A 25,113-nucleotide genomic window follows, 5' to 3' on the forward strand; every position below is an offset into this window, starting at 1 on the left:
GGAGCAGGACGATGCGCGGGATCAGGGGAGCGGGAATGACGACAGCAACCGAACAGCCGGACGGCGATATCGTCGCGGCCCGGCGCGCGCGCATCCTGGAGATCGCGCGCAGTGCAGGCAGCGTCATGGTCGAGGATCTGGCCGAGCGCCTCGCCGTCACCCCGCAGACCATCCGCAAGGATCTGAACGTCCTCGCCAAGCAGGCGCTGCTCTCGCGCGTGCATGGCGGCGCGCTGGTGACCTCGGGCGTCGACAACCTTGCCTATGGCGCGCGACAGGCCGTGGCGTCGGACGCCAAGGCGCGGATCGGCGCCGCCGCCGCCGCGCTGATCCCCGATGGCGCTTCGCTGTTCGTCAACATCGGCACCACCACCGAGGCGGTCGCCGCGAACTTCGCGCATCACCGCAACCTGATGGTGATCTCCAACAACCTGAACGTGGTGGACACGCTTTCGGGGCACAAGGCGATGGAACTGGTCAGCGTCGGCGGCAAGGTGCGCACCGGCGACCGCGCGGTGGTGGGCGCGCTGGCGATGCGCTTTATCGAGAACTTCCGCGTGGACTATGCCCTGATCGGCATTTCCGCGCTCGACACCGACGGCAGCCTGCTGGACTTCGCGATCGACGAGGTGGAAGTCTCGCAGACCATCATCCGCAATGCCCGCAAGGTGATCCTGGTGGCGGACAGCACCAAGGTCGGCCGCTCCGCCCCCGTGCGCGTATGCGGCATGGAAGCGATCGACTTCTTCGTGACCGACCATATCGAAGATCCGACCTTGCGCGCCGCCTGCGAACGCCACGGCGTCAACCTGATCGAGACCGAGCAGGGCTGAGGTCCGGCAATCGGGCGCGCATCTGTTGCCGCAAAGGCGCGGTGCTGCATTGCGGTAACGCAGATGCAATGCTTTCCGATTGCCAACGCGCGCGAACGCGGTAGCCTCGCAGCCGTTCCTTCTTCCGGAGACACTCGCCGATGCTTTCCCGCCTGTCCTTGCTCGCTGCCACGCTCATCGCCTCGACCACGCTTGCCGGCGGCGCGCAGGCGGCCTCTTCGCATGCGGCAGCCGATGCGCAGGCGCTCGATCTGGCGAAGAAGGCCATCGCCATCCGCTCGGTCGAAGGCCCCGACAACAAGACCATCGATGCCGACAACCTGTTTCGCGACGCGCTGATCGCGGGCGGCTGGGCCGCCTCCGACATCGAGGTCGTGCCGGTGGACGATACCGCCTACATGATTGCGACGTGGAAGGGCTCGGACCCGTCGCTCAAGCCGCTGGTCATCTCAGGGCACCTCGATGTGGTGGCCGCGAACCCCAAGGACTGGGAGCGCGATCCGTTCACCCCGGTCGTCGAGAACGGCTACCTGTTCGGGCGCGGCGCGAGCGACATGAAGACCAGCGCCGCCGTCACCGCCGCAGCACTCATCGACCTGCGCAAGTCGGGCTACAAGCCCAGGCGCACGATCATTCTGGAATTCTCGGGCGACGAGGAAACCAGCATGAAGACCAGCGCAATCATTGCCAAGAAGCTGTCGAACGCGAACCTCGTCATCAATATCGACGGCGGCGGCGGCATGCTCGACGAGAAGACCGGAAAGCCGCTGTTCTGGAACTGGGACGGCGCCGAGAAGACCTATAACGACTACACGCTGACCGTCACCAACCCCGGCGGCCACAGCTCGATGCCGCGCCCGGTGAATGCCATCGTCGAAATGGCACAGGCGCTCGAACGGATCGGCGCCTATCGCTTCGCGCCCGAGCAGAACGCGATCACCAAGGCCTATTTCGAGAATGCCGCCAAGTTTGAGCCCGATGCGAAGACCGCCGCCGCAATGAAGGCGATCGCCGCCAATCCGAACGACGAGGCCGCGCTCGCCGTGCTGCGCGCCGAGCCGGAAAACGTCGGCAAGGTCTCGACCACCTGCGTTGCCACCATGGTCAACGGCGGGCACGCGCTGAACGCCCTGCCGCAGAGCGTCACTGCCAATATCAACTGCCGCATCTTCCCCGGCCATACGCGCGAGGAGATCATGGCCGAGTTGCAGAAGGTCGTCGCCGATCCGGCGATCAAGGTGACGGACGCGACCGGCGATTTCTCGGTCGCCTCGCCCGCCTCGCCGATGCGCAAGGACTTCACCGCGGCAGTCGACAAGGCGATGGCCAAGGCCTGGCCGAACGTGGCGATCTTCCCGGTGCAGGCCTCGGGCGCCTCGGATTCGATGTGGTTCCGCGCGCTTGGCGTAGACAGCTACGGCGCCAGTCCGTTCTTCATCAAGGCCTCGGACGATTTCTCGCACGGGCTGAACGAGCGCCTGCCGCTGGTCGATATCACGCCGGGCGTCACCTATTTCCTGACGCTGATCCCCGAGCTGTCGAAGTAAGCCGTAACATCGTTCGCATCGCATGACCGTATCCTCGCCCGCACCGGCACTCGCGCCCCATCGCTACGATCCGCGCCTGCTTGCGGCGGGGGCGGCCATGCATGCGAACGACCTGCCCCGCGCCGAGCCGCTGCTGCGCGCACTGCTGAAGGACGATCCCTTCGACGTACGCGCGATCCGGCTGATGGCCGAACTCGCGGGCCGCATCGGGCGCTATACCGATGCGGAGAACCTGCTGCGCCGCGCGTTGGAGATCGCGCCCGGCTTCACGCCTGCGCGCGCCAATCTGGCGCTGGTGCTCTATCGCACCAACCGCGCGAGCGAGGCGTTGGAGGAACTGGCGCGCGTCAATCTGGAAGAGCCCGGCGAAGTCGGCCACGCCAACCTGCAAGCCGCCGCGTTCGGGCGCCTTGGGGCCTTCGAGGACGCGCTCGCGCTTTACGAGCGGGTGCTGCGCGAAATTCCCGATCAGCCGCGCGTGTGGATGAGCTACGGCCATATGCTCAAGACGGTCGGGCGGCAGGACGAAGGCGTTGCCGCCTACCGCCGCGCCATCGCGCTGCACCCGGCATTGGGCGAGGCGTGGTGGAGCCTTGCCAACCTGAAGACCGTGCGCTTCGACGAGGACGATCTGGCCGCGCTGCGTAGCGCCCTTGCGCAGCACGACCTGACGGCGGAGGACCGCTGGCACCTCGATTTCGCGCTCGGCAAGGCGCTGGAGGAACGCGGGCAAGCGGACGCGGCTTTCGCGCATTATGCTGCGGCCAATGCGCTGCGAAGAAAGCGTATTCCCTACAAGGCCGAGGAGACGACGGCACAGGTCGACCGCACCATCCCGCTGGCCACGCCGGAGCTGCTGGCGCAGGCCAGCGAGGCCGGATGCCCGGCGCCCGATCCGATCTTCGTGCTGGGCATGCCGCGTGCAGGATCGACGCTGGTGGAGCAGATCCTCGCCAGCCATTCGCAGGTGGAGGGCACTAGCGAACTGGCGGACATCGCCATGCTGGCCCGACAGGTGCCCGACTATCCCGCAGGTCTCGCCGATCTTTCGCCCGAGACACGACGCGCTCTAGGTGCGGACTATCTCGCCCGTGCCGGGGTGCAGCGCCACACCGACCGGCCGCTGTTCGTCGACAAGATGCCCAATAACTGGGTCCACGCGCCGTTCATCCGGCTGATCCTGCCGAACGCGAAGATCATCGACGCACGCCGCCACCCGATGAGCTGCGGCTTCTCCAACTTCAAGCAGCATTTCGCGCGCGGTCAGGGCTTCAGCTATGACCTTGCCGACATGGGAAAATACTACGCCGACTATGTGCGGCTGATGGCCCATCTCGATCGCGTGGCGCCCCAGATGGTGCACCGCGTCATCTACGAGCGCATGGTGGACGATACCGAAGCCGAAGTGCGCGCCCTGCTCGCCTTCTGCGGCCTGCCGTTCGAGCCCGCGTGCCTCGCCTTCCACGAGACGCAAAGAGCCGTCAGAACCGCCAGTTCCGAGCAGGTTCGCCGCCCGATTTATCGTGAGGGAACACAAGGTTGGCAGACCTTCGCACAGCACCTAGAACCCTTGCGGAGCGCCCTTGGTGATGTTTTGGAATATTACCCAGATGCACCACAAACGTGATAATTATGTCACTTTGATTGCCGATTATAACGCATAATTAGCAGCCCCGATTGACGATTGTTGCGGTGCGAGAGACCTTCGCCCCACAGCATTTCAGGGGGCTTTGATGCGGGTTTCGGTGTCGCGTGCAGTCAAGTTCGTCATCCTTGCCAGCTCGGCGCTGACCGCGCCCGCCGCGTTCGCCCAGCAGGCGCCGGCAAGCGCGGCCGCCAACTCCCCCACCAATTCCGACGCCAGCAATACCGTCATCATCGTCACCGCGCAGAAGCGCAGCGAAAACCTGCAGAACGTGCCGATCTCGATCCAGGCACTCTCCACGCAGAAGCTGGACGAGCTCAACGTCTCGAATTTCAACAGCTACGTCCAACAATTGCCCTCGGTGACGTTCCAGTCGCTGGGCGGGACGCCGGGCACCAATGTCGTCTACATGCGCGGCGTTGCCTCGGGCGGGGACGGCAACCACTCGGGCTCGCTGCCATCGGTGGGCGTCTATCTCGACGAGCAACCGGTCACGACTATCGGCGGCAATCTGGACGTCCACATCTACGACGTCGCCCGGATCGAGAGCCTGTCCGGCCCGCAAGGCACGCTCTACGGCGCCTCGTCGGAAGCGGGCACCATCCGCATCATCACCAACAAGCCCGATTTCAAGGGCTTCTATGGCCGCGTCGATGGCGAGGTGAACTCTGTCGATCATGGCGGCGTGGGCGGCAAGCTGGAGGGCATGATCAATGCCCCGCTCACCTCCAACGTGGCGCTCCGCGTGGTCGGCTGGTATCAGCGCGACGCCGGATACATCAACAACGTGGCGGGCACGCGCACCTTCTGTGGCACCGCCACCACCGATGCCGACGGCAATGTCGATGGCTGCCTGAAGGACGGGATCAGCGTCAACAACGACCAGTTCATCAAGAAGAACTACAACGATACAGAGATCTACGGCGGCCGCGCTGCGCTGAAGATCGATCTGGACGAGAACTGGACCGTGACGCCCACGGTGATGTACCAGATGACCAAGAGCCACGGCTCCTACGGTTACGATCCTTCGGTCGGCCCGCTGGAGACGCAGCGCTTCTTCGACGAATATCGCAACGATCACTTCACGCAGGCCGCGCTGACCGTGGAAGGCAAGATCGGCTCGTGGGATCTGACCTATTCGGGCGCCTATCTCGACCGCCGCGACCTGCAGGTCAGCGACTATACCGATTATGCCGAGGCCTACGATTCGCTGTACCAGTCGGTCGGCGGGCTCGCGAACTACTTCTATTATCAGGATGCCGCCGGGAACACGATCGACCCGCGCCAGAAGGTGGTCGGCACCGACCACTTCCGCAAGCTGAGCCAGGAACTGCGCATCGCCTCGCCCGCGGACGCACCGCTGCGCTTCGTCGGCGGGCTGTTCTACCAGCGCCAGTCGAACTTCATCCATCAGGACTACCAGATCGAAGGCCTCGCGCCCGATCTTTCGGTCAACGGCTGGCCGGGCACCTTGTGGCTGACCCAGCAGAAGCGCGTCGACCGTGACTATGCCGCGTTCGGTGAAGTCAGCTACGACGTGACGCCCACGGTCACGCTGACGGCGGGGGACGCGTGTTCCGCTATGACAACTCGCTGATCGGCTTCTACGGCTTCGGCCGCAATCCGGGCGACGACTATACCGCCTCGCCCTACAACGGCGCGGGCTCCTCGAAAACCGGCGCGGTACAGTGCTTTACCGACGATGGCGGTCGCCTCTACGACAACCTCGCCGCCGGCAGCGGATCGACCACGCTGCTGCCGGGCGTCGTCTCGGGCAGCCCCTGCACCAACCTCGGCGTCTACGACAATGGCACGGTGAAGCCCGTCACCGCCAAGGGCAACGGCGTGACCTACCGCTTCAACGCGCAATGGAAACCCAGCCGCGACGTGATGCTCTACGCCACATGGTCGAAAGGCTACCGGCCCGGCGGCATCAACCGGCGCGGAGACTTCGGATCGTACAAGCCCGATTATCTCGTGAACTACGAACTGGGCTTCAAGACCACGCTGCTGAACGGCCTCGTTCGCCTGAATGGCGCGATCTATCAGCAGAACTGGGAGCATTTCCAGTTCAGCTACCTTGGCCCCAACAGCTTCACGATCATCACCAACGGCCCCAACGCGCGCATCCGGGGCGCCGAACTGGACGTGGCGGCGGGCAACGGGCCGCTGACGGTCAACTGGTCGGCCGCCTATACCGATGCCAAGACGCGCCAGAACCTGTGCTCGACCTTCGACGCCACCTTCACCTGCGCAGGCGATGGCAACTCGATCGACGCGCCTGCGGGCACGCGCCTGCCGATCACCCCGAAGTTCAAGACCAGCGCAACCGCGCGCTATACCGTGCCGATGGGCGCGGCGAAGGTCTACGGCCAGCTCAACGGCATGTTCCAGACCTCGGCCACGCCGGACCTGCGCGTCGCCTATGCCGAGGCAGAGGGCAAGCTCAAGGCCTATGGCCTCGTCAATCTGGCGGTGGGATCGGAGTGGTCGAGCTATTCGCTGGAATTCTTCGTCTCCAACCTGTTCGACGTGCGCGGCGACCTGTCGAAGTACATCGCCTGCGGCGTCTGCACCCAGCGCACCTATATCGTGCCCACCACGCCGCGCATGATCGGCATCCGGGCTGGCGCGAAGTTCTGATCGCCGTATCTGATCGCTGACCCCGGCTTCCTTCCGTCTCGCGCATCTTCTAGGGATTGATGCGAGACGGCAGGGGCGTGAACGATGACGCGGCGCAGGGTAAAGGTGTTCTTCGACGGCGGCGCGCGCCCCAACCCCGGACCGAGCGAAGCCGCCGTGGTGGTGCGCGGCGAGGTCCATCTGTTCGATGACCCCACGCGTGTCGACAACAGCGATGCCGAGTGGCGCGCGCTCCTCCATGCGCTCGAACTCTCGCAGAAACTTGGCCTGACCGACGTGGAACTCATCGGTGACGCCCGCGAGATCATCGACAAGGCGAACCTTGCACTCACCACCGGCATCGCGACGAACCCGCATGCCGCCCGGCTGCTGGCGCTCGCCGCCGAGAGCCCACCAGCCCGCATCGGCTGGATCAAGCGCGAGCAGAATCTCGCCGGCATCGCGCTGGCCAAACGGCATCCGCGTTAGGAAATCAGAATGCATGAGCAGGAAATGCGAACGACTGTTAATGCCGCGATGCTTGTCGCAGCATTCCCGGCCACCTATGAAATTCCGGCTCAGGAAGCCGGTGCCGTAGCGGCAGAGCTCTTCGCACCTCGCCAATGGACGGAGTTCATTTCGCTTCGTTGCGGGACGGAAACGATCGCGATTCCAGCACGCCTGCATTTCATCAGGGCTGACGACGGTCCGCTATCCACAAACGGCTCCACAAACGACGAGGCTTGGCTTCTTCTGCGCGCCTTGCAAACGCGCAGCAACGATGGGTTCGAGCGCCAGCGCGCGACACGCGATCTTCTCGCGGCTCCTCAACCCTGGGCAGCGCCGTTCCTCCTCCTGCTGATGGGGGAATATATCGTCGAGATACTGGAAGACATATTGAACGCCATGTCGCCGGAACTCGAACAGATGTTGCGTGCCTGCATCGCCGAGAACGAAACGTTCTGGGCCACGATCAAACGGAGGATCGCCAGCTACTGGAACGTATACTACCGCCATGCTGCCGGGAATCAGGGGCGCAAACACTGCCTTTGGGCCGACTATCCCGGCTTTCACCTGATCCGCCTGCTGGAAGCGCGCCCTTTCGCCACGCGCGCAGGTCTCCTCACTGCTTCATCGACAGGTTCCAGCTGACCAGCACGCGCCAGTCGTTGTCGAAGCCTGCCACCGGCAGGTTCCACGGCTTGGCGAGTTCGAGGCCCAGCTTCGCGCGGCGGTTCCAGTCCACGCGCACGCCGCCGCCCCAGCTGCCCAGCGTCAGCCGCGTCCTGAGGTAGGGGTAGCGCTCCAGATACGTGGTGCTGCCATAGTCGATGAAGGCATAAAGCTCGCTCGCGCCGAAGGCCTTGGAGCTTTTCTGCAAGGGCAGCCACGCCAGTTCGCCGGACCCTGCATAACCGCGATCGCCGTTCAGCAGGCCATCGTCGAAAGCGCGCCCGAACGTGTCTCCGCCCAGCGTGAAGCGCTGCGCGGCGGGCAGCGGATCGCCGGTCCAGCGCGCCTTGCCCGAAACCCGCACGACCACTGCCTTGCCGACCACGCGCACAGCCTCTCCGGCCACGTCGTAGTACCGGAAATGATCGGTGCCGACGAGCGGGTCGACATGGGCAGAGCCGGGATCGAACCCTTGCGTGATCGCGGCCTGTATCGCGAGCACCGAGTGCGTCTCGTTCATCCGCCACAGCGCCGAGGCCTTGGCCGCGAACGTGCGTTCCGCCGCGATGGTCGAGCCGAAGCTGGCATTGTTGGAATCGAGGAAGTCGACACCGCCCGCCAGTGTCAGGTTGCGCCGCGCGGAGCGGATCAGGGGATAGCTCAGTTGCACGCCCGCCGCATCGGCGTTGCCGGTGATGTCGGTGCCCTTGGGTTTGGTGTCGAGATGGGCATAGGTCACGCTGGCGGTCAGCCCGTCGGCCCCGATCGGTGCGGAGTAGGCCGCCGTGCCATAGCGCAACTGCCTGAAATCGGCCGAGGCCGTGGCATTCACCGTCAGCGCATCGCCCGGCGTCAGCACGCTGTAGGCCCGCCCGGTGCCGGTGAACACGCCGTCCTTCACATATGTCGCGGTGCGGCTGGAAAACCCGAAGCCGAGCGTGGGGCGGGCCGGGATCAGATCGAGATCCAGCATCACCCCGCCCGGATCGCTCGCGCGCGTCAGCGACGAGTTGGCCTTCAGGCCCGGAATGTCCTGCACCAGCCCCATCGACCGCTCGAAGCGCGCGCGCGTCAGCGGACGGGCGTGCGGCAAGGGCTCGACGATGCGCTTGACGAGGTCAGTAGGCCGACCGCCGACCTTCCCACCGCGCATCTTGCCCCGGATCGTGACCCCGGAAATATGCCCCTCGGCGATGGCGATCTTCACCACGCCGCCTGCAAAGTCCTGCTGCGGAATGGCCAGCGTGAACAGCGCAACGCTCGATTTCGCATAGGCCTTGCTCATCGCCGCCGCGAGGTCCTTGAGCGTCGCGGTAGAGGCCGGGCGGCCAACGAAGCCCTGCGCCGTGTTCGCCACGCTGCGCGGCACGCCGGGGCCGATGAAGCGGATCTCGCGGATCGTCACGTCCGGGCGGCCACCGGATTCCACATGCTCGGTCGGCTTCGGCGTCGCATCGGGCAGCGGCGTCTGCGGAACGTCGATACGATCGCGACCGGTCGGGGCGAGCGGTCCGGGCTGGGTCATCGCCCCGCCGGGCTGGAGGGCTGCCGCAGCGGTGGCGGAATGCGGCGCGGTCAGGAGCAGGCCGCCTGCCACGCAGAGCGCGGCGCGGTGCCGGTAAGGATAGAGCATATCAGGGGTATCCCGTTGTTCGGGAAAGAGAATGTGCGACCGGCCCTGGCGCGGGCGGGATGGGGGGTGAAGGGCCCGTGAAAGGACCGGTCGCAGCAGGAAACGTCAGGCAGCAGGCCTCAATGGCTGCCGCTGAGCGCCCCCAAGGTGTTGCCGACAGCCGTGCCGACGGTATTGAGTGTCGTGCCGACGAGGCCGGTTCCGGTCCCTGTCGTGGTGCCGCTGGTTGCGGTCAGGCCGCCGGTCACGCCACTGAGCGTACCCGTCAGCGATCCGGTGGCCGAAGTGCCGCCCGCAGAGGCGCTGCCGCCCGCTGTCGCGCTGGTTCCCGACAGGCCGGAGGTGAGCGTGGAGGTTACGCCCGTCACCGCCGTCAGCACACCGCCGACCGGGTTGGTCGTGCCCGACGCACTGCCCAGCAGCGTGCCCGATTGCAGGTTGGTGCCCGGCGCGATGGTGAGCAGGCTGCCGTTGCTGGCAACGCCCACCGTCAGCAGCGAACCGTTCGCCTGCGTGGGCGAAAGCAGGCTGGCCTGGATCGCGGGGTAACGTTGGCGGAGCCGATCGCCGCAGTCTGGCCGATCGTCACGTTGACAAGCTGCCCCGGTGCGGCGGTCAGCCCGTCGACCAGATATTGCTGGCCTTGCCCGGTCTGCACCAGCGCCACGCCGGTCTGCTTGACCACCCCGATCACCGTGCCGACCAGATTGCTGCCGGTGGGATCTGCGGCATCGACGACTTCGGCCAGCTTCAGGCCCTGATCGGCAACCACGTTGACCAGTTGGCCGGTTTTCACCTCGACCGTGGAAATCACCGGATTGATGTTGCTGGGATCGCCGGTGTTCGCGAGCAGCCCCGTACCGGCGACACCGCCAGAGCCGACCAGACCGCCGGTCGCGATCACGTTGGTCAAGGCAAGGCCAGTCCCGTTCGATCCATTGGAGCCGTTAGATCCGTTGGAGCCGTTCGAGCCGTCGGACCCATTCGAGCCGTTAGATCCATCCGATCCGTTGGAACCGTTAGACCCATCTGAGCCGTTCGAGCCGGTCGCGCCGGTAGAACCGACGCTTGCGACACGGTAACTTCCCGAGGATTCGCAGGCCGACAGCATAAGGCAGGCCGCGCCGAGAAGCAGGACGGCACGGGGTGCAATTCTTGGCGTCATCATCGCTTTTGTCCTCTCAACTGAACCACTGGCCCCACCCCCGTGACGGAATGTCCACAGCACACACTAGGGAAACAGCATTGGAGCGCGATTAAGCCTGCAAAGGGGCGCAAATGAGGGTTTTGCGTGGCTCCAGCGCTCTGGGCATCGCGCTGCAATCCTCTGCGACAGGCCGCAACATGCACTTTTGAACGCTCCATTTCGGAGTGTTCCCGATTTTACGCAGATTGCCGCGGTGCCGGGCCGGGATCGGCGCGCCCGACTCATCGTGCCCCGCCTTCGCTTGGCGCGACGCGCTGCGTCGGCTAGAGGCGCGCAACCCGTTTCCAAGATCGAGCCTTCCATGCAGCCAGCCAAAGACCTCCTCCAGCTCAGCCAGCGCGTCGCGGCAAGCCATGGCTGGGCAGCGGCGAAAGCGTTCAAGGGCTGGCGCTGGAGCGAGGCCGATCAGGCCACGATCGCCAGTACTGCGACCGCGCTGCTCAAGGTCTTTCCCGGCAGCCATGGTCACGAAGCCGCGCTGAGCGCCGCGCTCGCCGTGCAGCTGGAACGCCAGCTGGGCGCGCCGGTGCAACTGGTCGCAGGCACGCTCAGCCTCGATGGCGTGCCGGTGATCGGCGATCGCCAGACGTTCGACGGCCCCGCTGTCTTTTCGCAGGACGAACCCGACTTTGCAGGGCATCTGTGGGTCATGGCGGGCGGCCATGTCATCGACATCGCCCTGTTCCGTCTGGCCGCCTCGCCCGAATGTCCGCCCGAGCTTGCCCGCCATGTCCATCTGGCGTTCGGTCAGGGCAAGGGCCTCTATGCCGACCGCTGGCGCGGCGCGAAGCGCTCCGGCCTCTCGTGGGAGCCGCAATACGTGCTGAGCGAGGCGGAAGTCACCGGGCTGATGGGCACCGCCTTCCGCCTGATGACGGCGGCGAAGGAAGGCTGAGCATGACGCTGCCGGTGCTCTACAGCTTCCGCCGGTGCCCTTACGCAATGCGGGCGCGGCTGGCGCTGGCGGTTTCCGGCTTCGCCTGCGAACTGCGCGAGATCAAGCTATCGGCCAAGCCCGAGGCGATGCTGGCGGCCTCTCCCAAGGGCACTGTGCCGGTCATGATCTTGCCCGGTGGCGCGGTGCTCGAACAGAGCCTCGACATCATGCATCACGCGCTCGAAGCCCACGATCCCGAGCGCTGGCTGGAACGCCGGGACGAGGCGCTGATCGCCCGCAACGACGGCGCCTTCAAGCACGACCTCGACCGCTACAAGTACCCCGAGCGGCACGATGCCGATGCCGCGACGCATCGCGCTGGGGGCTGGCCTTCCTGTCCGATCTGGAAGCCCGGCTCGGCACCGCACCCTTCCTCGACGGCGGAACGCGCGGGTTCACCGATGCCGCGCTGATGCCCTTCGTGCGCCAGTTCGCCGCCGTCGACACCGCATGGTTTGCCGCGCAAGCCCTTACGCAAGTCCAGCGCTGGCTGAACGACGCCCTCGCCGCGCCTCTGTTCGCCACCGTCATGCTGCGCGTACCGGCATGGGCGCCGGGCGACGAAGCTGTGATCTTTGCGGGCCCTCAGGCGGCGTAGACAAGGTGGCGTCCGCTGGGTGAGCGAGATGGGTGGATTCCGGAACGACCACTTTCAGAGGCCGGATGGACGTTAACTGACGTGGCGCGGACCATCCCGATAGGTCCATGTTCGTAGTAGAGCAAAAGCTAGGGCGACGAGGAACAAGCCCATTATAAGATACCCGATCCATGAAGGCACGTTTGATCGAGTGTTCAAAAGCCAGACTACAAGGTTCGCCGAGGACCAAAGCAACAAAGAGGGGAATGACATTCCTCTAAACACGGAAATCCAACCGGCACGTTCGCCGATGTAGATCGCAATGAGAGGGACGAGAGCAAAGCAGAGCCATGGGCTTGCAAGGTCATGGACACCTAGTTCGTCTAGAAGAAAGACCCCTCCTGCATAAACGCAGGCTAGCCCTCCCAACTTAAGTCTGTTCATCCAACTGGAATGCACTGCAGCCTCTTGAGTCACATACTGTATCGTTGGAATGACAGCTGTGGAGAGACCCTGCAATCTGGAAAGATGTCCGATAGGGGGCGTTTGCACATCTACACTGCCTTAGCTCACCCCTAGCCGCACACCTCGGACAAAGCCGTCGCGATCACACCCAGCGCGTGATCGCTGGTCTGGGCGACATTGAAGCGCGCAAAGCCGCCGGCGCTCTGGCTGGGGCTGAACACGTTGCCCGGTGCCAGGATCACATCGTGCGCGAGGCAGGCGCGGGCGAGCGCGGCACCGTCGGTGCCGGTCGGCAGACGACACCACAGGGCATAGCCGCCACCCGGATCGCCCTGCGACGCAATGCCGATCTGCGCCAGCCTCGCCGCCATCTGCCGTCGCGCGGGGCCAAGCCTGCGGCGCAGGTCCTCCATGTGCCGCCGATAGCTGCCGCTGGCCAGCACATGGCTGACGACGCCCGATGCCAGCGCATCCGGCCCGCCGAAGCTGGTCGCCAGCTGGAGGTCGGTCAGCGCCGCGATCCATTCGGGCCGCGCGGCGATATAGCCGCAGCGCAGCGCCGCCGAGAGCGTCTTGGAAAAACTGCCGATGCGGATCACGCCCGAAAGCCCGTCAAGCGCGGCCATCGTCGGCGCGCCGGGGGCGAAATCGGCGTAGATGTCGTCCTCGACGATAACCATGCCGTGCGCCGCCGCAATCGCCGGAAGACGGTGCGCGGTGACAAGACTGAGCGTGCCGCCGGTCGGATTGTGCAGGCTGGAATTGGTGATGTAGAGGCGCGGCCGCTCGCGCGCGACGATCTCCTCGAACACCTCTGGATCGGGGCCGGTCGCGCCGAACGGTACGCTGACCGTGCGAACCTTGTGGACCGCGAGAAGCGCCTGAAAATTGAAGTAGCACGGATCGTCGAGCAGCACCGCATCGCCGGGGCGCAGCAGCAGGCGGCATATCAGGTCGATGGCGTGGCTGCCTGATCCGGTCAGCAGGATCTGCCCCGGATCGCAGACCAGCCCCTCGCCTGCGAACCGCAGCGCGATCTGGCGACGCAGCACCGGATCGCCCGCCGTGGTGCCATAGGCGGCCAGCGCACCGGGCTGTCGGCTCACTTCGCGCAAAGCCTTCTGGAGCGCCCCGTGCGGCAGCCAGTCTGCCGGCAGCCAGCCACAACCGGGACGGTCGCTGGCGGCCGGACTGTCGAGCGACTGGCGCGAAACCCAGAACGGATCGATGGCATGGTCGCGCCCCGCCGTCTGGGCGGACGGGCTCTGCGGCGCGGTGGCAAGGTGGCTGACGAAAAAGCCCGAACGCGGCACCGCCTCGATCAGCCCTTCGGCAACAAGCCGGTCGTAGGCCTCCACCACCGTCGCCGGAGAGACGCCGAAGCTCTCCGCGCTGCGCCGGACCGAAGGCAGGCGATCGCCCGCGCACAGCAGCCGCGTGGCGATCCGCGAGCGGATGCCCGCCATCACCCGGCCCGTCTGCGTGCGGTCTTGCATGGCCATCTGTATCCCTTCCTGCACCAGTACAGAACATGATATCTGTATCGCACTGTGTCTGGCCTGCAAAGCTGCAAAGCAGGAAAAGCGCCCCGTTGAAGAGGACGCGAGCCATGCAGAATACCGCACAGACACCAGTTCATCGGGCAACAGGCCATCGGGCAACAGCCCCGCTGGCGACATCCCCCGGACATCATCCCGTCAGGGCCTGCTCAACGGGCTGCTGGCGGTGGTGATCTTCAGCGGCTCGATGCCGGGAACGCGCGTGGCGGTGCTGGGCTTCACGCCCTTGCTGCTGACAAGCCTTCGCGCGCTGATCGCGGGAGCGCTCGCCGCGCTGATGCTCGCGCGGTTTCGCCAGCCCGCGCCCGACGCGCGCCAGTGGCGCCAGCTGGCGGTGGTGGCGCTGTGCTGCGTGATCGGCTTTCCACTGATCTCGGCACTTGCGCTCCAGCACATGTCCGCCGCGCGATCGCTCGTGTTCATGGGCCTTCTGCCGCTCAGCACCGCGACCTTCGGGGTGATCCGCGCGGGCGAGCGCCCCTCCCCCGCGTTCTGGCTGTTCGCGCTGACGGGCGCGGCGGCAGTGGCCGGTTTCGCGCTGACGAAGAACGCCGAATCCTCGCTGCTCGGCGATGCGCTGATGATCCTGTCCATTATCGTGTGCGGCCTCGGCTATGCCGAAGGCGCGATCGTCACCCGGTCGCTCGGCGGCTGGCAGGTCATCAGCTGGGCGCTGGTGATGTGCATTCCACTGGCGCTGGCAGGCGTGATCGCGTTCTGGCCCGCGCAGGGACTTGGCCCCGTACCGCTGCAAAGCTGGATCGGCCTTGGTTATGTCTCGGTATTCTCGATGCTGATCGGCTTCATCTTCTGGTATCGCGGACTGAGCCTTGGCGGCATTGCCAGCGTCAGCCAGTTGCAGCTGCTCCAGCCGTTCATGGGCCTGGGTCTTGCCGCGCTGTTGCTGCACGAGCAGGTCGGCCCGGCGATGCTGGGGGTGATGGCACTGGTCGTCGGCAGCGTGGCGGGCGCCAAGCGCTTCGCCTGACCTCAACTCCGCTTCCTCAGCAGCGACCAGAGCACCGCCATCCCCGCCAGATCGAGCGCACCCAGCGCCGCGAACAGCGGGGAATAGCCGAACAGGTCCGCGCTCTGGCCGATCAGCAGCGTGAACAGCATGCCGCCGATCCATGCGCAGGTGCCCGCCATGCCGCTGGCGGTGCCGACCGTCCGGCTCTCGAAGGCATCGGCGCACAGGGTCAGCAGCGCGCCGTTCAGCATCTGGTGCGCAAAGCCGCCGACGCAGAACAACGCCACCGCCATCCCCGGCGACGTGGCAAGACCAAGGCACGCAGGGCCGATCATGCACAGCGCCCCGATCGACATCGTGAGCTTGCGCGAGGTCAGCACGTCAGCGCCGCGGCGCATCAGCACCAGCGGCAGCAGCCCCGCCGCCAGCGAACCGAGATCGGCGGCCAGGAACGGCATCCACGCCCACAGCGCGATGCTCTGCAAATCGAGGTGCCACACCGCCACGAGATAGAGCGGGATGAAGAAGTTGAAGGTCTGCCATGCAGGCTCGGCAAAGAAGCGGGGGATCGCGATGGCCCAGAATGCCCGGCTGCGCAGCACCGCCATCCGCGTGGCCGGACGCTCGCCCGGCGCATCCTCACCCCGCCCTGCCGCGATGGCAGCGCGCTCCTGCTCGCCCAGCCGCGCGTGGCGTGCGGGCGTCTCGTAACCCCACCACCACAGCCCCGCCCACAGCAGGCTGAGCGCGCCGGTGACGAGAAACGCCGACTGCCAGCCCCAGGTCAGGATGCAGAAGATCGCCAGCGGCGGCGCGGCAACCGCGCCAAGGCTGGTGCCCATCTGGAAAGCGCTGGTCGCCAGCGGGCGCTCGGCGGCGGGGAACCACTCGGAGACGGTCTTGGCCCCCGCCGGGATCGCCGCCGCCTCGCTCGCGCCGAGCAGTCCGCGAAACAGCGCAAGGCCCTGCCAGTTCACGGCCAGGCCATGGCCCATGTTGGCCAGCGCCCAGCCGACCGCGAACAGGAAGAACCCCAGCCGCGTCCCAGCAGATCGAGCACGCTGCCCGCCACCGTCTGCATCACCGTATAGGCAAGCTGGAACACCATCACGACATAGCTGTACTGCGCCGTCGACATGTGCAGTTCGGCCCGCAGCGTGGGCGCCGCCACCGACAGCGTCGAGCGCGCCAGATAGTTGAGCACCGTGCCCAGCGTGACCAGCCCGATGATCCACCAGCGCAAGTGCCGGATCGGGCGGCGACGGCCTGCCGTCGGACGCGAAGGCGCCGCCGCAATCGCAACCTCAGTCGCAGTCGCAGGGCAGGAGGAAGCCGCATCTCCGGCGACGGATTCAGGTTGCACAGGCCAACTCCCGTTTCGGGGCCACCTTGCGCGGGCGACCATCTTGTTCGGCGTGCTAAAAATGGCCTTACCAAAATCAATCTGTCAATGCGCAAGATGGAGACATCTTCGCGACAGAACCGCAGCGCATCGCTGCAATGCATTGCAAAGCCATCGAAAAACGCTTGCAGATCCGGTGGATGAGCCACGCGCAATGCCGCAGACTGCCGATCGTGCCAGCTCCGAGGCCCAAGACGCGTTCAGGTAATTCATCTGGCATATTGCAAATATCTGGCCTGACCAATATACCAGCCAAAACACCATGACGGCTCGACATGCGCCGCCCCCTGAGGAGACACTTCGTGAAAATCACCGGCGCCCGCGTCATCGTCACTTGTCCGGGCCGCAATTTCGTGACGCTGCGGATCGAGACCGATCAGGGCGTGCACGGGATCGGCGATGCCACGATCAATGGGCGTGAGAAGGCCGCCGTCGCCTATCTCGAAGATCACGTGACCCCCTGTATCCTGGGCATGGACCCGCGCCGGATCGAGGATATCTGGCAATATCTCTATCGCGGCGCCTACTGGCGGCGCGGCCCGGTAACGATGCGGGCGATCGCCGCCGTCGACATGGCGCTGTGGGACATCAAGGCCAAGATGGCGGGCATGCCGCTCTACGATCTGCTCGGCGGCAAGAGCCGCGAGCGGGTGATGGTCTACGGCCACGCCAACGGTGCCGACATCGCCGAAACGGTCGATGCCGTGGGCCACTACATCGACATGGGTTACAAGGCGATCCGCGCGCAGACCGGGGTGCCGGGCATCAAGGACGCCTATGGCGTGGGACGCGGCAAGCTCTATTACGAACCGGCCGACGCCGCACTGCCCTCCGTCACCGGATGGGATACGCGCAAGGCGCTGAACTATGTGCCCAAGCTGTTTGAGACGCTGCGCAACACCTATGGCTTCGATCACCATCTGCTGCACGACGGCCACCATCGCTACACTCCGCAGGAGGCCGCAAATCTGGGCAAGATGCTGGAGCCCTACCAGTTGTTCTGGCTGGAAGACTGCACCCCGGCCGAAAATCAGGAGGCCTTCCGGCTCGTGCGCCAGCACACCGTCACGCCGCTGGCGGTAGGCGAGATCTTCAGCACGATCTGGGATGCCAAGGACCTGATCCAGAACCAGTTGATCGACTATATCCGCACCACCGTGGTCGGTGCCGGCGGCCTGACGCACCTGCGCCGCATCGCCGACCTTGCCGCGCTCTATCAGGTGCGCACCGGCTGTCACGGCGCGACCGACCTTTCGCCCGTGACGATGGGCTGCGCGCTGCACTTCGACACCTGGGTGCCCAATTTCGGCATTCAGGAATACATGCGCCACTCCGAGGAAACCGACGCCGTCTTCCCGCACGACTATCGCTTCGAGGACGGCCACCTGATCTGCGGCGAGACTCCCGGCCACGGCGTCGACATCGACGAGAAGCTTGCCGCGAAGTACCCTTACAAGCCCGCCTACCTCCCCGTCGCCCGGCTGGAGGACGGCACGATGTGGAACTGGTAAGCCCGCGCGCCGGGATCGACTGATCGGCAGGTCAAATTGGTCAGCAGGATTGTCTTACCGCCCGCTTTGTGGGATCGTGACCCTCATGTCGGAACGTATCAAACTTTACCAGCGCGTCGCCCAGCAGCTTGAGCAGTTCATCCGCGATGGCCGCTATCAGCCGGGCATGCGCCTTCCGGCCGAGCGCGACCTTGCAGAGCAGTTCGAGGTCAGCCGTCCCACCGTGCGCGAGGCGGTGATCGCGCTGGAAATCCGCGAGCTGGTCGAAGTGCGCCACGGCTCGGGCGTCTATGTCAGCGAAGTGCTGCCCGCCAGCCCGCAGCCGACCGAACTCAACGTCGGCGCGTTCGAGCTGATCGAGGCGCGGATCATGTACGAAGGCGAGGCCGCCGCGCTCGCCGCTTCGGTGATGACCGAGGAGGAACTGGCCCAGCTTGGCCGGATTCTGGGGGAGATGGATCGTTTCGACCCGGCCTCCGCCGAGGAACTCGCTGCCGATCGCGCCTTTCACCTCGCGATTGCCGAGGGCACGCGCAATTCGCTGGTCGCGCAGTCGATCGAGCACTTGTGGGACTTGCGCGAACAGTCGCCGCTGTGCAGCCACATGTTCGCACAGGCACGGCGCGAGGGCGTCAATCCCCGCCCGGACGAGCATCGCCAGATCTACGACGCCCTGCTGGCCCGCGATGCCGACGCCGCACGCAGCGCGATGCGCGCCCACCTCACGCGCGTTTCCGAAGACCTGCTGGTCGTCACCGAACTCGAACTGATCGAGAAGGCGAAGCAGGAAATCACCGAGAAGCGCCGCCGCCTCGGCGGCTCCCCCGCACGCGAGGCCATGGCGCGCTAAGGCGTCTTGGAGACTGATTTCAAAATGCCTGCGGGGCATTTTGATGCGGCACCGGCCCGCGCCCGTCCCGATGACCACGAATATGTCCGGGGGACATATTCGCTGAGGGGGCCTGCCACCCAACGATAGTATCCTGCGGGTGGTAGGGTGGGGGCGCGGGCCGGTGCCGCAAAATTCGCATTGCGCGAATTTTCAAACGAACTTTTACGGCACCACGATCTCCGCGCCCGCCTTCACCCGATCGAGCGCGATGAAGCTGCGGAAGGCGGCGACTGCCTCGTTATCGGCAAACAGGCGCCGGGTGATCGCTTCGTAGGCGACCATGTCCTGCGTCACGATCACCAGCATGAAACTGATGCCGCCGGTCACGTAATAGCACTGCTGCACTTCGGGCGCGGCGAGGAACAGCGCCTTGGCGCCATCGACCGTGCGCGGGCGCTCGTCCACCAGATCGACCTCGACGATCGAGGTTATCGTCATCCCCAGCGCGCGGGTATCGAGGATGGCGACATTGCGCTCGATGATCCCTGCCGCTTCCATCGCCGCGATCCGCCGCTGCACCGCCGCCGTCGAGAGGTTCACCGCCTCGGCGATCCGGCGCTGGGGCATATGGCTGTCGCGCTGGACGATGCGCAGGATCGCGCGGTCGAACGAATCGAGTTCGCGGCGCGATCGGGCAGATTCGGGGCTTTTCGTCGTCCTGGCGGTCATGAACGGGTTTTTGTTGCATCGAAGGGCATAATCAAGAGCGCAAAACCCGTCCGAGGCAGGGTAGTTCTTCACCAGACGCCGCCATGGAGCCCGATGTGACGCAGACCTTTGCCAAAAGCGCCCGCTCGGGCGGCGCCTCTACAAGCCAGACGACAAGCAGGACCGGCTTGGGCATCGCCTGCGGTATGGGCGCCGGGGCGCTGTGGGGCCTCGTCTTTCTGGCGCCGGAGCTGGTGCGCGCGTTCACCCCGCTGCAACTGGCGATCGGGCGCTATCTTGCGTACGGCCTCCTTGCCGCTGCCTTGCTCTCCCCGCGCTGGGGACGGCTGCTGCGCGTGCTCGACCGGTCGGAATGGCGGGCGCTGGTCTGGCTCGCGCTGACCGGCAACACGATCTACTATGTCCTGCTCTCCAGCGCGATCCAGCTGGGCGGCATTGCCATGACCTCGCTGGTGATCGGCTTCCTGCCCGTCGCCGTCACCATCATCGGCAGTCGCGATCAGGGCGCGGTGCCGCTGCGCAAGCTCGCGCCCTCGCTGGTGCTGTGCATGGGCGGCGCGCTATGCATCGGCTGGCAGGCGCTATCCGCCCCCGCCTCCGGTTCGACCGCGACACAGATCACCGGCCTCGCCTGCGCCATCGGCGCGCTGGTCTCGTGGACGACTTATGCGGTCTGCAACAGCCGCTGCCTTGCCCGGCTGGAGCATGTCTCCGCCCACGACTGGAGCCTGCTGACCGGGATCATGACCGGCGCGCAGGCGCTGCTGCTGATCCCCGTCACCGTGCTGTTCGAGCCACTGCGCCACTCCGGTACGGCATGGCTTCAGTTTACCGGCGTCTCGCTGGCGGTGGCGATATTCGCCTCGATCGTCGGCAACGGGCTGTGGAACCGGATGAGCCGCCTGCTGCCGCTGACCATGGTCGGCCAGATGATCCTGTTCGAGACGCTGTTCGCGCTGCTTTATGGCTTCGCGTGGGAGCACCGCCTGCCCACGCTGCTGGAAGCAGGCGCCTTCGCGCTGGTGGTGCTGAGCGTGACGAGCTGCATCTCCACTCATCAGCGCGCCGCAAAAGTGCTCGCGGCCGTGGAGTAAGTGCCCGCCTAGCCCGCCCGGCGCAGCCAGAGCGTGGCCCGCAAGCCGCCTTCGGGGCGATTGACCAGCGTGAGGATGCCGCCGAAACGATGCGCCAGTGCCTCGACGATCGAAAGGCCGAGCCCGACCCCGCCGGTCGAGCGTGCCCGCGAGGTTTCGAGGCGCAGATACGGCTCGGTAAGGCTGCCAAGCTGCGCCTCGGGTACGCCGGGGCCGCGATCGTCGACCATCACGGCCCAGCCCTCCTGCCCGTCCTCACCCGCCGCCTGCATGAGCGCGACATGCGCCTGGCCGCCGCCATAGCGCATGGCGTTGTCGAGCACATTGGCGAGCATGCGGTGCAGGGCCACCGGCGTCGCGCGGGCCTGCGCGCGGCGCGGCAGTCGGGCGAGCGTCACCGCCTCGCCGCTCTCGCGGCGCAGGCGAACGACGGTTTCCAACTCGCGCACCAGATCGACACGCGCGGCGCCATCGTCAGGCACCGCGCCGCCCTCGCCCGCCCCCTGCTGCGCGAAGGTCAGCGTATCGTCGAGCAGCAGGCGCATTTCGGCGAGGTCGGCACGGGTGGCCTCGCGCTGGTATTCGTCCTCGATGAAGTCGCTGCGCAGTTCCAGCCGGGTCAGGTAGGTGCGGTAATCGTGGGCGACCGCCGCGATCATCCGTGTGCGCTCCTCCAGCAGCCGGTGCAGCCGCGCGCGCATCTCGTGGAAGGCGCGGCCCAGTTCGCGCAACTCGTCGGCACCGCGCACCAGCAGGCCTTGCGCATCGTCGGCACGGACCGCGCGCACCAGCCGCTCGACCGGCACTGTCGTCTGCGCGGCCAGTGCGAAAATCACCAGCACGTCGAGCACCAGCAACCCCAGCACCAGCATCGGGAAATGGTTCACGAACGCCGCCATCCGCTTGACTGTGGTACGCTGGATCTCCACCGCACCGCCGCCATGCAGTGCCACGGCGACATGGATCGGCGCGGTCGAAAAGCCGTTCTGCGTGTCCAGCCAGCCATAGGCGATCCGCCCCTGCGCGCGAAAGCGGAACGCGCGCCCCGCCAGCGCTTGCGCATAACCGCGCACTTGCGGGGGCTCGGCTGGAGACTGGCAGCGGGCGGCGGCAGCGCGGCGATCAGGCGAACGTCCTGCCGGTCGTTGTTGAGCGCGGCCACCACTTCGCCCCGCGCAGGCGGCGGCACGGTCTCCAGCGCATGGACGATGGCGCTCACCCGCTCGACGGTGGGCACCAGATAGAGCGCATCGTCCTGCCGCTGGCCGGTCTCGACCACCGCCACCGTCAGCGCGCCGAGCAGCAGCGCATGAAGCACGACGATCGCGCCGATGCGCAGCCGCAGCCCCCAAACAGGCTGCTTTTCAGCACCGGCGGACCTGCGGCGCGAAGAGATAACCGTCGCCGCGCACGGTGCGGATCATTAGCGGCTCGCGCGGGTCTTCGCCCAGCTTGCGGCGCAGGCGGCCGATCTGCACGTCGATCACCCGGTCCACCGGATTGGCGATGCCGCCGCGCGTCGCATCGATCAGCAACTCGCGCGAGAGCACCTGTTGGGGATGGAGGACGAGGACGTGCAGCAGGTCGAACTCGCTGGTGGTGAGCGTGACCGGCTGGCCTTGCGGATCGGTAAGGTCGCGCGCGCCGGGGCTGAGCCGCCAGCCGTTGAATTCGAACGCTTCCGGTTCGGACGAGAGCGCCGCACCGGCAGCGGCGGTAATGTCGCGCGTGCGGCGGATCACCGAGCGGACGCGAGCGAGCAATTCGCGCGAGTTGAACGGCTTGGCGAGATAGTCGTCGGCCCCCAGTTCCAGCCCGACGATACGGTCGATGGCATCGCTCTTGGCTGTCACGATCAGGATCGGCAGGCGCGGCCACTGGGCGCGCAGGGTGCGGCAGATGACAAGGCCATCCTCGCCGGGCAGCATGAGGTCGAGGATCAGGCAATCGAGCCGCGCGAGAACGGCAGGATCGCTGACCGGTGCGGAGGACGCGGCGGCGAGCACCTCGAAGCCCTCCCGCTGCAACAGTGCGGCGACGAGTTCGCGAATGCCGGGATCGTCCTCCACCACGGCGATGAAACCGGCGCTGGAGGCGGCGCCGGACGCGGCATCGGTCGCGCTCAGGCGGTTTTGTGTCGGGTTGTGCTGCATCTGGGGGCTATTCTACCCGCCTGGCCCCGGATGGCAAAGCGGCGCGCCGGTCCCGCGTCAGGAAGGGGGAGCGGGACGGCGCGCCGACGGCCGGGACCGGGCGTGGTATGCGCGATCAGTGGCCGAATTTCGCCATCGCCGCCTGCATTTCCGCCAGCGTGATTGCCCCGTCATGGTTGGCATCGATATAGTTGAAGCCGCGCTCGCGGCGTCCCGCTGCCTGCCATTCGGCGAGCGTGATCTTGCCGTCGTGGTTGGTGTCGGCGGCGTCGAACATCGCCTTCATCTTGTCGGCGGAAGCCTGCGCCATGGCAGGCGCGGCACCGAACGAAAAGCCGGAAATCAGCGCCACACCGAGCACGGCGCCGAGGCGGGCAGGGATTTTACGAAGGGTCATCGCAGGGCATGTCCTTGTCTGCGGGACGCATGATCGCATCCCCGGAATGCCCAACGAGTAGCACCGCCCCCACAGTGAAGTTGGGGGGCGGTGTTCGGTTATGTAACAGATTGTGAACACACAAAGGACATCCGGCGCGGATGCTGCCTGAGCCGGGAGAGGCCGCGGCATCCGCGCCGGACCGGGAGCACCCGCGAAGTCGGTGCTCCCGAGGCGCAAACTCAGAAGAAGCCGAGCTTCTTCGGGCTGTAGCTGACCAGCATGTTCTTGGTCTGCTGGTAGTGGTCGAGCATCATCTTGTGCGTCTCGCGCCCGATGCCGGACTGCTTGTAGCCGCCGAACGCCGCGTGGGCGGGATAGGCGTGGTAGCAGTTGGTCCACACGCGCCCCGCCTCGATCGCGCGACCGAAGCGGTAGCAGGTGTTGGCATCGCGGCTCCACACGCCCGCGCCGAGGCCGAAGGCCGTATCGTTGGCGATGGCGAGCGCTTCGTCTGCATCCTTGAAGGTGGTGGTCGAAACCACTGGGCCGAAAATTTCTTCCTGGAAGATGCGCATCTTGTTGTGGCCCTTGAAGACCGTGGGCTGGATATAGAAGCCGCCCGAAAGATCGCCTTCCAGCTTGGCCGCGCCGCCGCCGATCAGCACCTCGGCGCCTTCCTCACGCCCGATGTCCATGTAGCGCAGGATCTTCTCCTGCTGCTCCTGGCTGGCCTGCGCGCCCATCATCGTCTCGATATCGAGCGGGCTGCCCTGCCGGATCGCGGCAACGCGCTTGAGCGCCTTGTCCATGAACTTGTCGTAGATGGACTCCTGGATCAGCGCGCGGCTGGGGCAGGTGCAGACCTCACCCTGGTTGAGCGCGAACATCACGAAGCCTTCGACCGCCTTGTCGAAGAAATCGTCGTCATCGCGCGCCACGTCCTCGAAGAAGATGTTCGGGCTCTTGCCGCCCAGTTCCAGCGTGACCGGGATCAGGTTCTCGCTGGCGTACTGCATGATCAGGCGACCGGTCGAGGTCTCACCCGTGAAGGCGATCTTGGCGATCCGCTTGGACGAAGCGAGCGGCTTGCCCGCCTCCACGCCAAAGCCGTTGACGATGTTGAGCACGCCTGCGGGCAGGATATCGGCGATGATCTCCATCAGCACCAGAATCGAGGCCGGGGTCTGTTCGGCGGGCTTGAGCACGACGCAGTTGCCCGCCGCGATCGCCGGGGCCAGCTTCCACGCGGCCATCAGGATCGGGAAGTTCCACGGGATGATCTGGCCGACCACGCCCAGCGGCTCGTGGAAGTGATAGCCGACGGTATCTTCGTCGATCTGCGAGATCGAGCCTTCCTGCGCGCGCACGCAACCCGCGAAATAGCGGAAGTGATCGATGGCGAGCGGGATATCGGCGGCCAGCGTCTCGCGGATCGGCTTGCCGTTGTCCCACGTCTCGGCGGTGGCGATCCTTTCGAGATTCTCCTCCATCCGGTCGGCGATGCGCGTCAGGATCAGCGCGCGGTCGGCGGGGGAGCGCTTGCCCCAGGCATCCTTGGCGGCGTGCGCGGCATCGAGCGCCAGCTCGATATCGTCGGCATCCGAACGGGCGACCTGACAGACCGGCAGGCCGGTGATCGGCGAGACGTTGTCGAAATAGCGACCGGCAACGGGGGCGACCCATTTGCCGCCGATGAAATTGTCATAGCTCTTGGCGAAAGGCGATTGCAGCGCGTGGCGGCGTTCAGCGACGATGGCGTCCATGGCGGGGGATTCCTCTCTAAGAATGCGGCAGCGCGTGTCACTCGCGCCTTGTCCGTGGCCTAGAGATGCGCCTGTTCGCCGG

The 25,113-nt window shown here is 66.0% G+C and carries 22 protein-coding genes and 2 pseudogenes; 13 read left to right on the forward strand and 11 right to left on the reverse strand.

From position 1 onward, the window contains the following. The first annotated feature begins 35 nt into the window (after nucleotides 1-35). The 7 genes from CI805_RS20680 to CI805_RS20710 all read left to right on the forward strand — a co-directional run bounded on the left by CI805_RS20680 (nucleotide 36) and on the right by CI805_RS20710 (nucleotide 7,799). On the forward strand, nucleotides 36-833 hold the full coding sequence (locus CI805_RS20680; RefSeq protein WP_260928742.1) for a DeoR/GlpR family DNA-binding transcription regulator: 798 nt from the start codon (nucleotides 36-38) through the stop codon (nucleotides 831-833). A 140-nt stretch (nucleotides 834-973) separates the two neighbouring features. Further along, complete coding sequence (locus tag CI805_RS20685; protein WP_260928745.1) at nucleotides 974-2,380, forward strand: M20/M25/M40 family metallo-hydrolase; 1,407 nt, start codon at nucleotides 974-976, stop codon at nucleotides 2,378-2,380. 22 nt (nucleotides 2,381-2,402) lie between these two features. Then, nucleotides 2,403-4,007, forward strand: coding sequence for a tetratricopeptide repeat-containing sulfotransferase family protein (locus CI805_RS20690; protein WP_260928747.1), 1,605 nt, complete (start codon nucleotides 2,403-2,405; stop codon nucleotides 4,005-4,007). Between the two features lie 118 nt (nucleotides 4,008-4,125). After that, on the forward strand, nucleotides 4,126-5,622 hold the full coding sequence (locus tag CI805_RS20695; protein ID WP_260928750.1) for a TonB-dependent receptor plug domain-containing protein: 1,497 nt from the start codon (nucleotides 4,126-4,128) through the stop codon (nucleotides 5,620-5,622). Further along, entirely contained in the window at nucleotides 5,598-6,668 is a 1,071-nt protein-coding gene (locus CI805_RS20700) for a TonB-dependent receptor domain-containing protein (protein WP_260928752.1), read from the forward strand. Before CI805_RS20695 ends, CI805_RS20700 begins: the two co-directional genes overlap by 25 nt. Before the next feature lie 84 nt (nucleotides 6,669-6,752). Beyond that, nucleotides 6,753-7,136, forward strand: coding sequence for a reverse transcriptase-like protein (locus tag CI805_RS20705; RefSeq protein WP_260928753.1), 384 nt, complete (start codon nucleotides 6,753-6,755; stop codon nucleotides 7,134-7,136). A 9-nt stretch (nucleotides 7,137-7,145) separates the two neighbouring features. After that, nucleotides 7,146-7,799, forward strand: coding sequence for a hypothetical protein (locus tag CI805_RS20710; RefSeq protein ID WP_260928754.1), 654 nt, complete (start codon nucleotides 7,146-7,148; stop codon nucleotides 7,797-7,799). Here the strand turns inward: CI805_RS20710 and CI805_RS20715 are convergent. The 3 genes from CI805_RS20715 to CI805_RS20725 all read right to left on the reverse strand — a co-directional run bounded on the left by CI805_RS20715 (nucleotide 7,771) and on the right by CI805_RS20725 (nucleotide 10,621). Then, complete coding sequence (locus CI805_RS20715; protein WP_260928756.1) at nucleotides 7,771-9,453, reverse strand: ShlB/FhaC/HecB family hemolysin secretion/activation protein; 1,683 nt, start codon at nucleotides 9,451-9,453, stop codon at nucleotides 7,771-7,773. The two genes, CI805_RS20710 and CI805_RS20715, sit on opposite strands and share 29 nt — an antisense overlap. Before the next feature lie 119 nt (nucleotides 9,454-9,572). Further along, nucleotides 9,573-9,941 (reverse strand): hypothetical protein, encoded by a 369-nt coding sequence (locus tag CI805_RS20720; protein WP_260928758.1) that lies wholly within the window; start codon nucleotides 9,939-9,941, stop codon nucleotides 9,573-9,575. A 2-nt stretch (nucleotides 9,942-9,943) separates the two neighbouring features. Then, nucleotides 9,944-10,621 carry a hypothetical protein gene (locus tag CI805_RS20725; protein WP_260928759.1) on the reverse strand — a complete coding sequence of 226 codons (678 nt, stop codon included), beginning with the start codon at nucleotides 10,619-10,621 and terminating at the stop codon, nucleotides 9,944-9,946. A gap of 340 nt (nucleotides 10,622-10,961) precedes the next feature. On the opposite strand from CI805_RS20725, the gene CI805_RS20730 reads away from it, so the two are divergent. Together CI805_RS20730 and CI805_RS20735 are read left to right on the forward strand one after the other, a co-directional pair. Then, nucleotides 10,962-11,555: a hypothetical protein gene (locus CI805_RS20730; RefSeq protein ID WP_260928761.1), complete on the forward strand. Its 594-nt coding sequence runs from the start codon at nucleotides 10,962-10,964 to the stop codon at nucleotides 11,553-11,555. Nucleotides 11,556-11,557: 2 nt separating this feature from the next. Beyond that, nucleotides 11,558-12,195, forward strand: a pseudogene (locus tag CI805_RS20735) (glutathione S-transferase). A gap of 554 nt (nucleotides 12,196-12,749) precedes the next feature. Here CI805_RS20735 and CI805_RS20740 read toward each other — a convergent pair. Continuing rightward, nucleotides 12,750-14,141 (reverse strand): PLP-dependent aminotransferase family protein, encoded by a 1,392-nt coding sequence (locus CI805_RS20740; RefSeq protein WP_260928762.1) that lies wholly within the window; start codon nucleotides 14,139-14,141, stop codon nucleotides 12,750-12,752. Here CI805_RS20740 and CI805_RS20745 point away from each other — a divergent pair. Continuing rightward, entirely contained in the window at nucleotides 14,134-15,186 is a 1,053-nt protein-coding gene (locus CI805_RS20745; RefSeq protein ID WP_260928763.1) for a DMT family transporter, read from the forward strand. The genes CI805_RS20740 and CI805_RS20745 overlap by 8 nt on opposite strands. 2 nt (nucleotides 15,187-15,188) lie before the next feature. Here CI805_RS20745 and CI805_RS20750 read toward each other — a convergent pair. Continuing rightward, nucleotides 15,189-16,411, reverse strand: a pseudogene (locus CI805_RS20750) (MFS transporter). 461 nt (nucleotides 16,412-16,872) lie between these two features. Here CI805_RS20750 and manD point away from each other — a divergent pair. Both manD and CI805_RS20760 read left to right on the forward strand, forming a co-directional pair. Further along, nucleotides 16,873-18,081, forward strand: coding sequence for a D-mannonate dehydratase ManD (gene manD, locus CI805_RS20755; RefSeq protein WP_260928764.1), 1,209 nt, complete (start codon nucleotides 16,873-16,875; stop codon nucleotides 18,079-18,081). Nucleotides 18,082-18,166: 85 nt separating this feature from the next. Beyond that, nucleotides 18,167-18,931, forward strand: coding sequence for a FadR/GntR family transcriptional regulator (locus CI805_RS20760; protein WP_260928766.1), 765 nt, complete (start codon nucleotides 18,167-18,169; stop codon nucleotides 18,929-18,931). Nucleotides 18,932-19,135: 204 nt separating this feature from the next. Here CI805_RS20760 and CI805_RS20765 read toward each other — a convergent pair whose 3' ends face one another. Next, a complete protein-coding gene (locus CI805_RS20765; RefSeq protein WP_260928768.1) occupies nucleotides 19,136-19,642 on the reverse strand; it encodes an Lrp/AsnC family transcriptional regulator in 507 nt (168 codons plus the stop codon). Between the two features lie 185 nt (nucleotides 19,643-19,827). Here CI805_RS20765 and CI805_RS20770 point away from each other — a divergent pair, with 185 nt between their 5' ends. After that, nucleotides 19,828-20,736 (forward strand): DMT family transporter, encoded by a 909-nt coding sequence (locus CI805_RS20770; protein ID WP_409934986.1) that lies wholly within the window; start codon nucleotides 19,828-19,830, stop codon nucleotides 20,734-20,736. Nucleotides 20,737-20,744: 8 nt separating this feature from the next. Here CI805_RS20770 and CI805_RS20775 read toward each other — a convergent pair whose 3' ends face one another. The 5 genes from CI805_RS20775 to adh all read right to left on the reverse strand — a co-directional run bounded on the left by CI805_RS20775 (nucleotide 20,745) and on the right by adh (nucleotide 25,031). After that, nucleotides 20,745-21,689 (reverse strand): ATP-binding protein, encoded by a 945-nt coding sequence (locus CI805_RS20775; protein WP_260928770.1) that lies wholly within the window; start codon nucleotides 21,687-21,689, stop codon nucleotides 20,745-20,747. Then, nucleotides 21,620-22,054 (reverse strand): hypothetical protein, encoded by a 435-nt coding sequence (locus CI805_RS20780; RefSeq protein ID WP_260928773.1) that lies wholly within the window; start codon nucleotides 22,052-22,054, stop codon nucleotides 21,620-21,622. Before CI805_RS20780 ends, CI805_RS20775 begins: the two co-directional genes overlap by 70 nt. 46 nt (nucleotides 22,055-22,100) lie before the next feature. After that, nucleotides 22,101-22,889, reverse strand: coding sequence for a response regulator (locus CI805_RS20785; RefSeq protein WP_260928775.1), 789 nt, complete (start codon nucleotides 22,887-22,889; stop codon nucleotides 22,101-22,103). 115 nt (nucleotides 22,890-23,004) lie between these two features. Beyond that, the gene (locus CI805_RS20790) at nucleotides 23,005-23,286 is read right to left on the reverse strand and encodes an EF-hand domain-containing protein (protein ID WP_260928777.1); all 282 of its coding nucleotides are present in this window, start codon (nucleotides 23,284-23,286) and stop codon (nucleotides 23,005-23,007) included. A gap of 221 nt (nucleotides 23,287-23,507) precedes the next feature. After that, nucleotides 23,508-25,031: an aldehyde dehydrogenase gene (gene adh / locus CI805_RS20795; RefSeq protein ID WP_260928778.1), complete on the reverse strand. Its 1,524-nt coding sequence runs from the start codon at nucleotides 25,029-25,031 to the stop codon at nucleotides 23,508-23,510. Nucleotides 25,032-25,113: the final 82 nt, after the last annotated feature.

This window comes from Novosphingobium sp. 9, from assembly GCF_025340265.1.
Lineage (GTDB): Bacteria > Pseudomonadota > Alphaproteobacteria > Sphingomonadales > Sphingomonadaceae > Novosphingobium.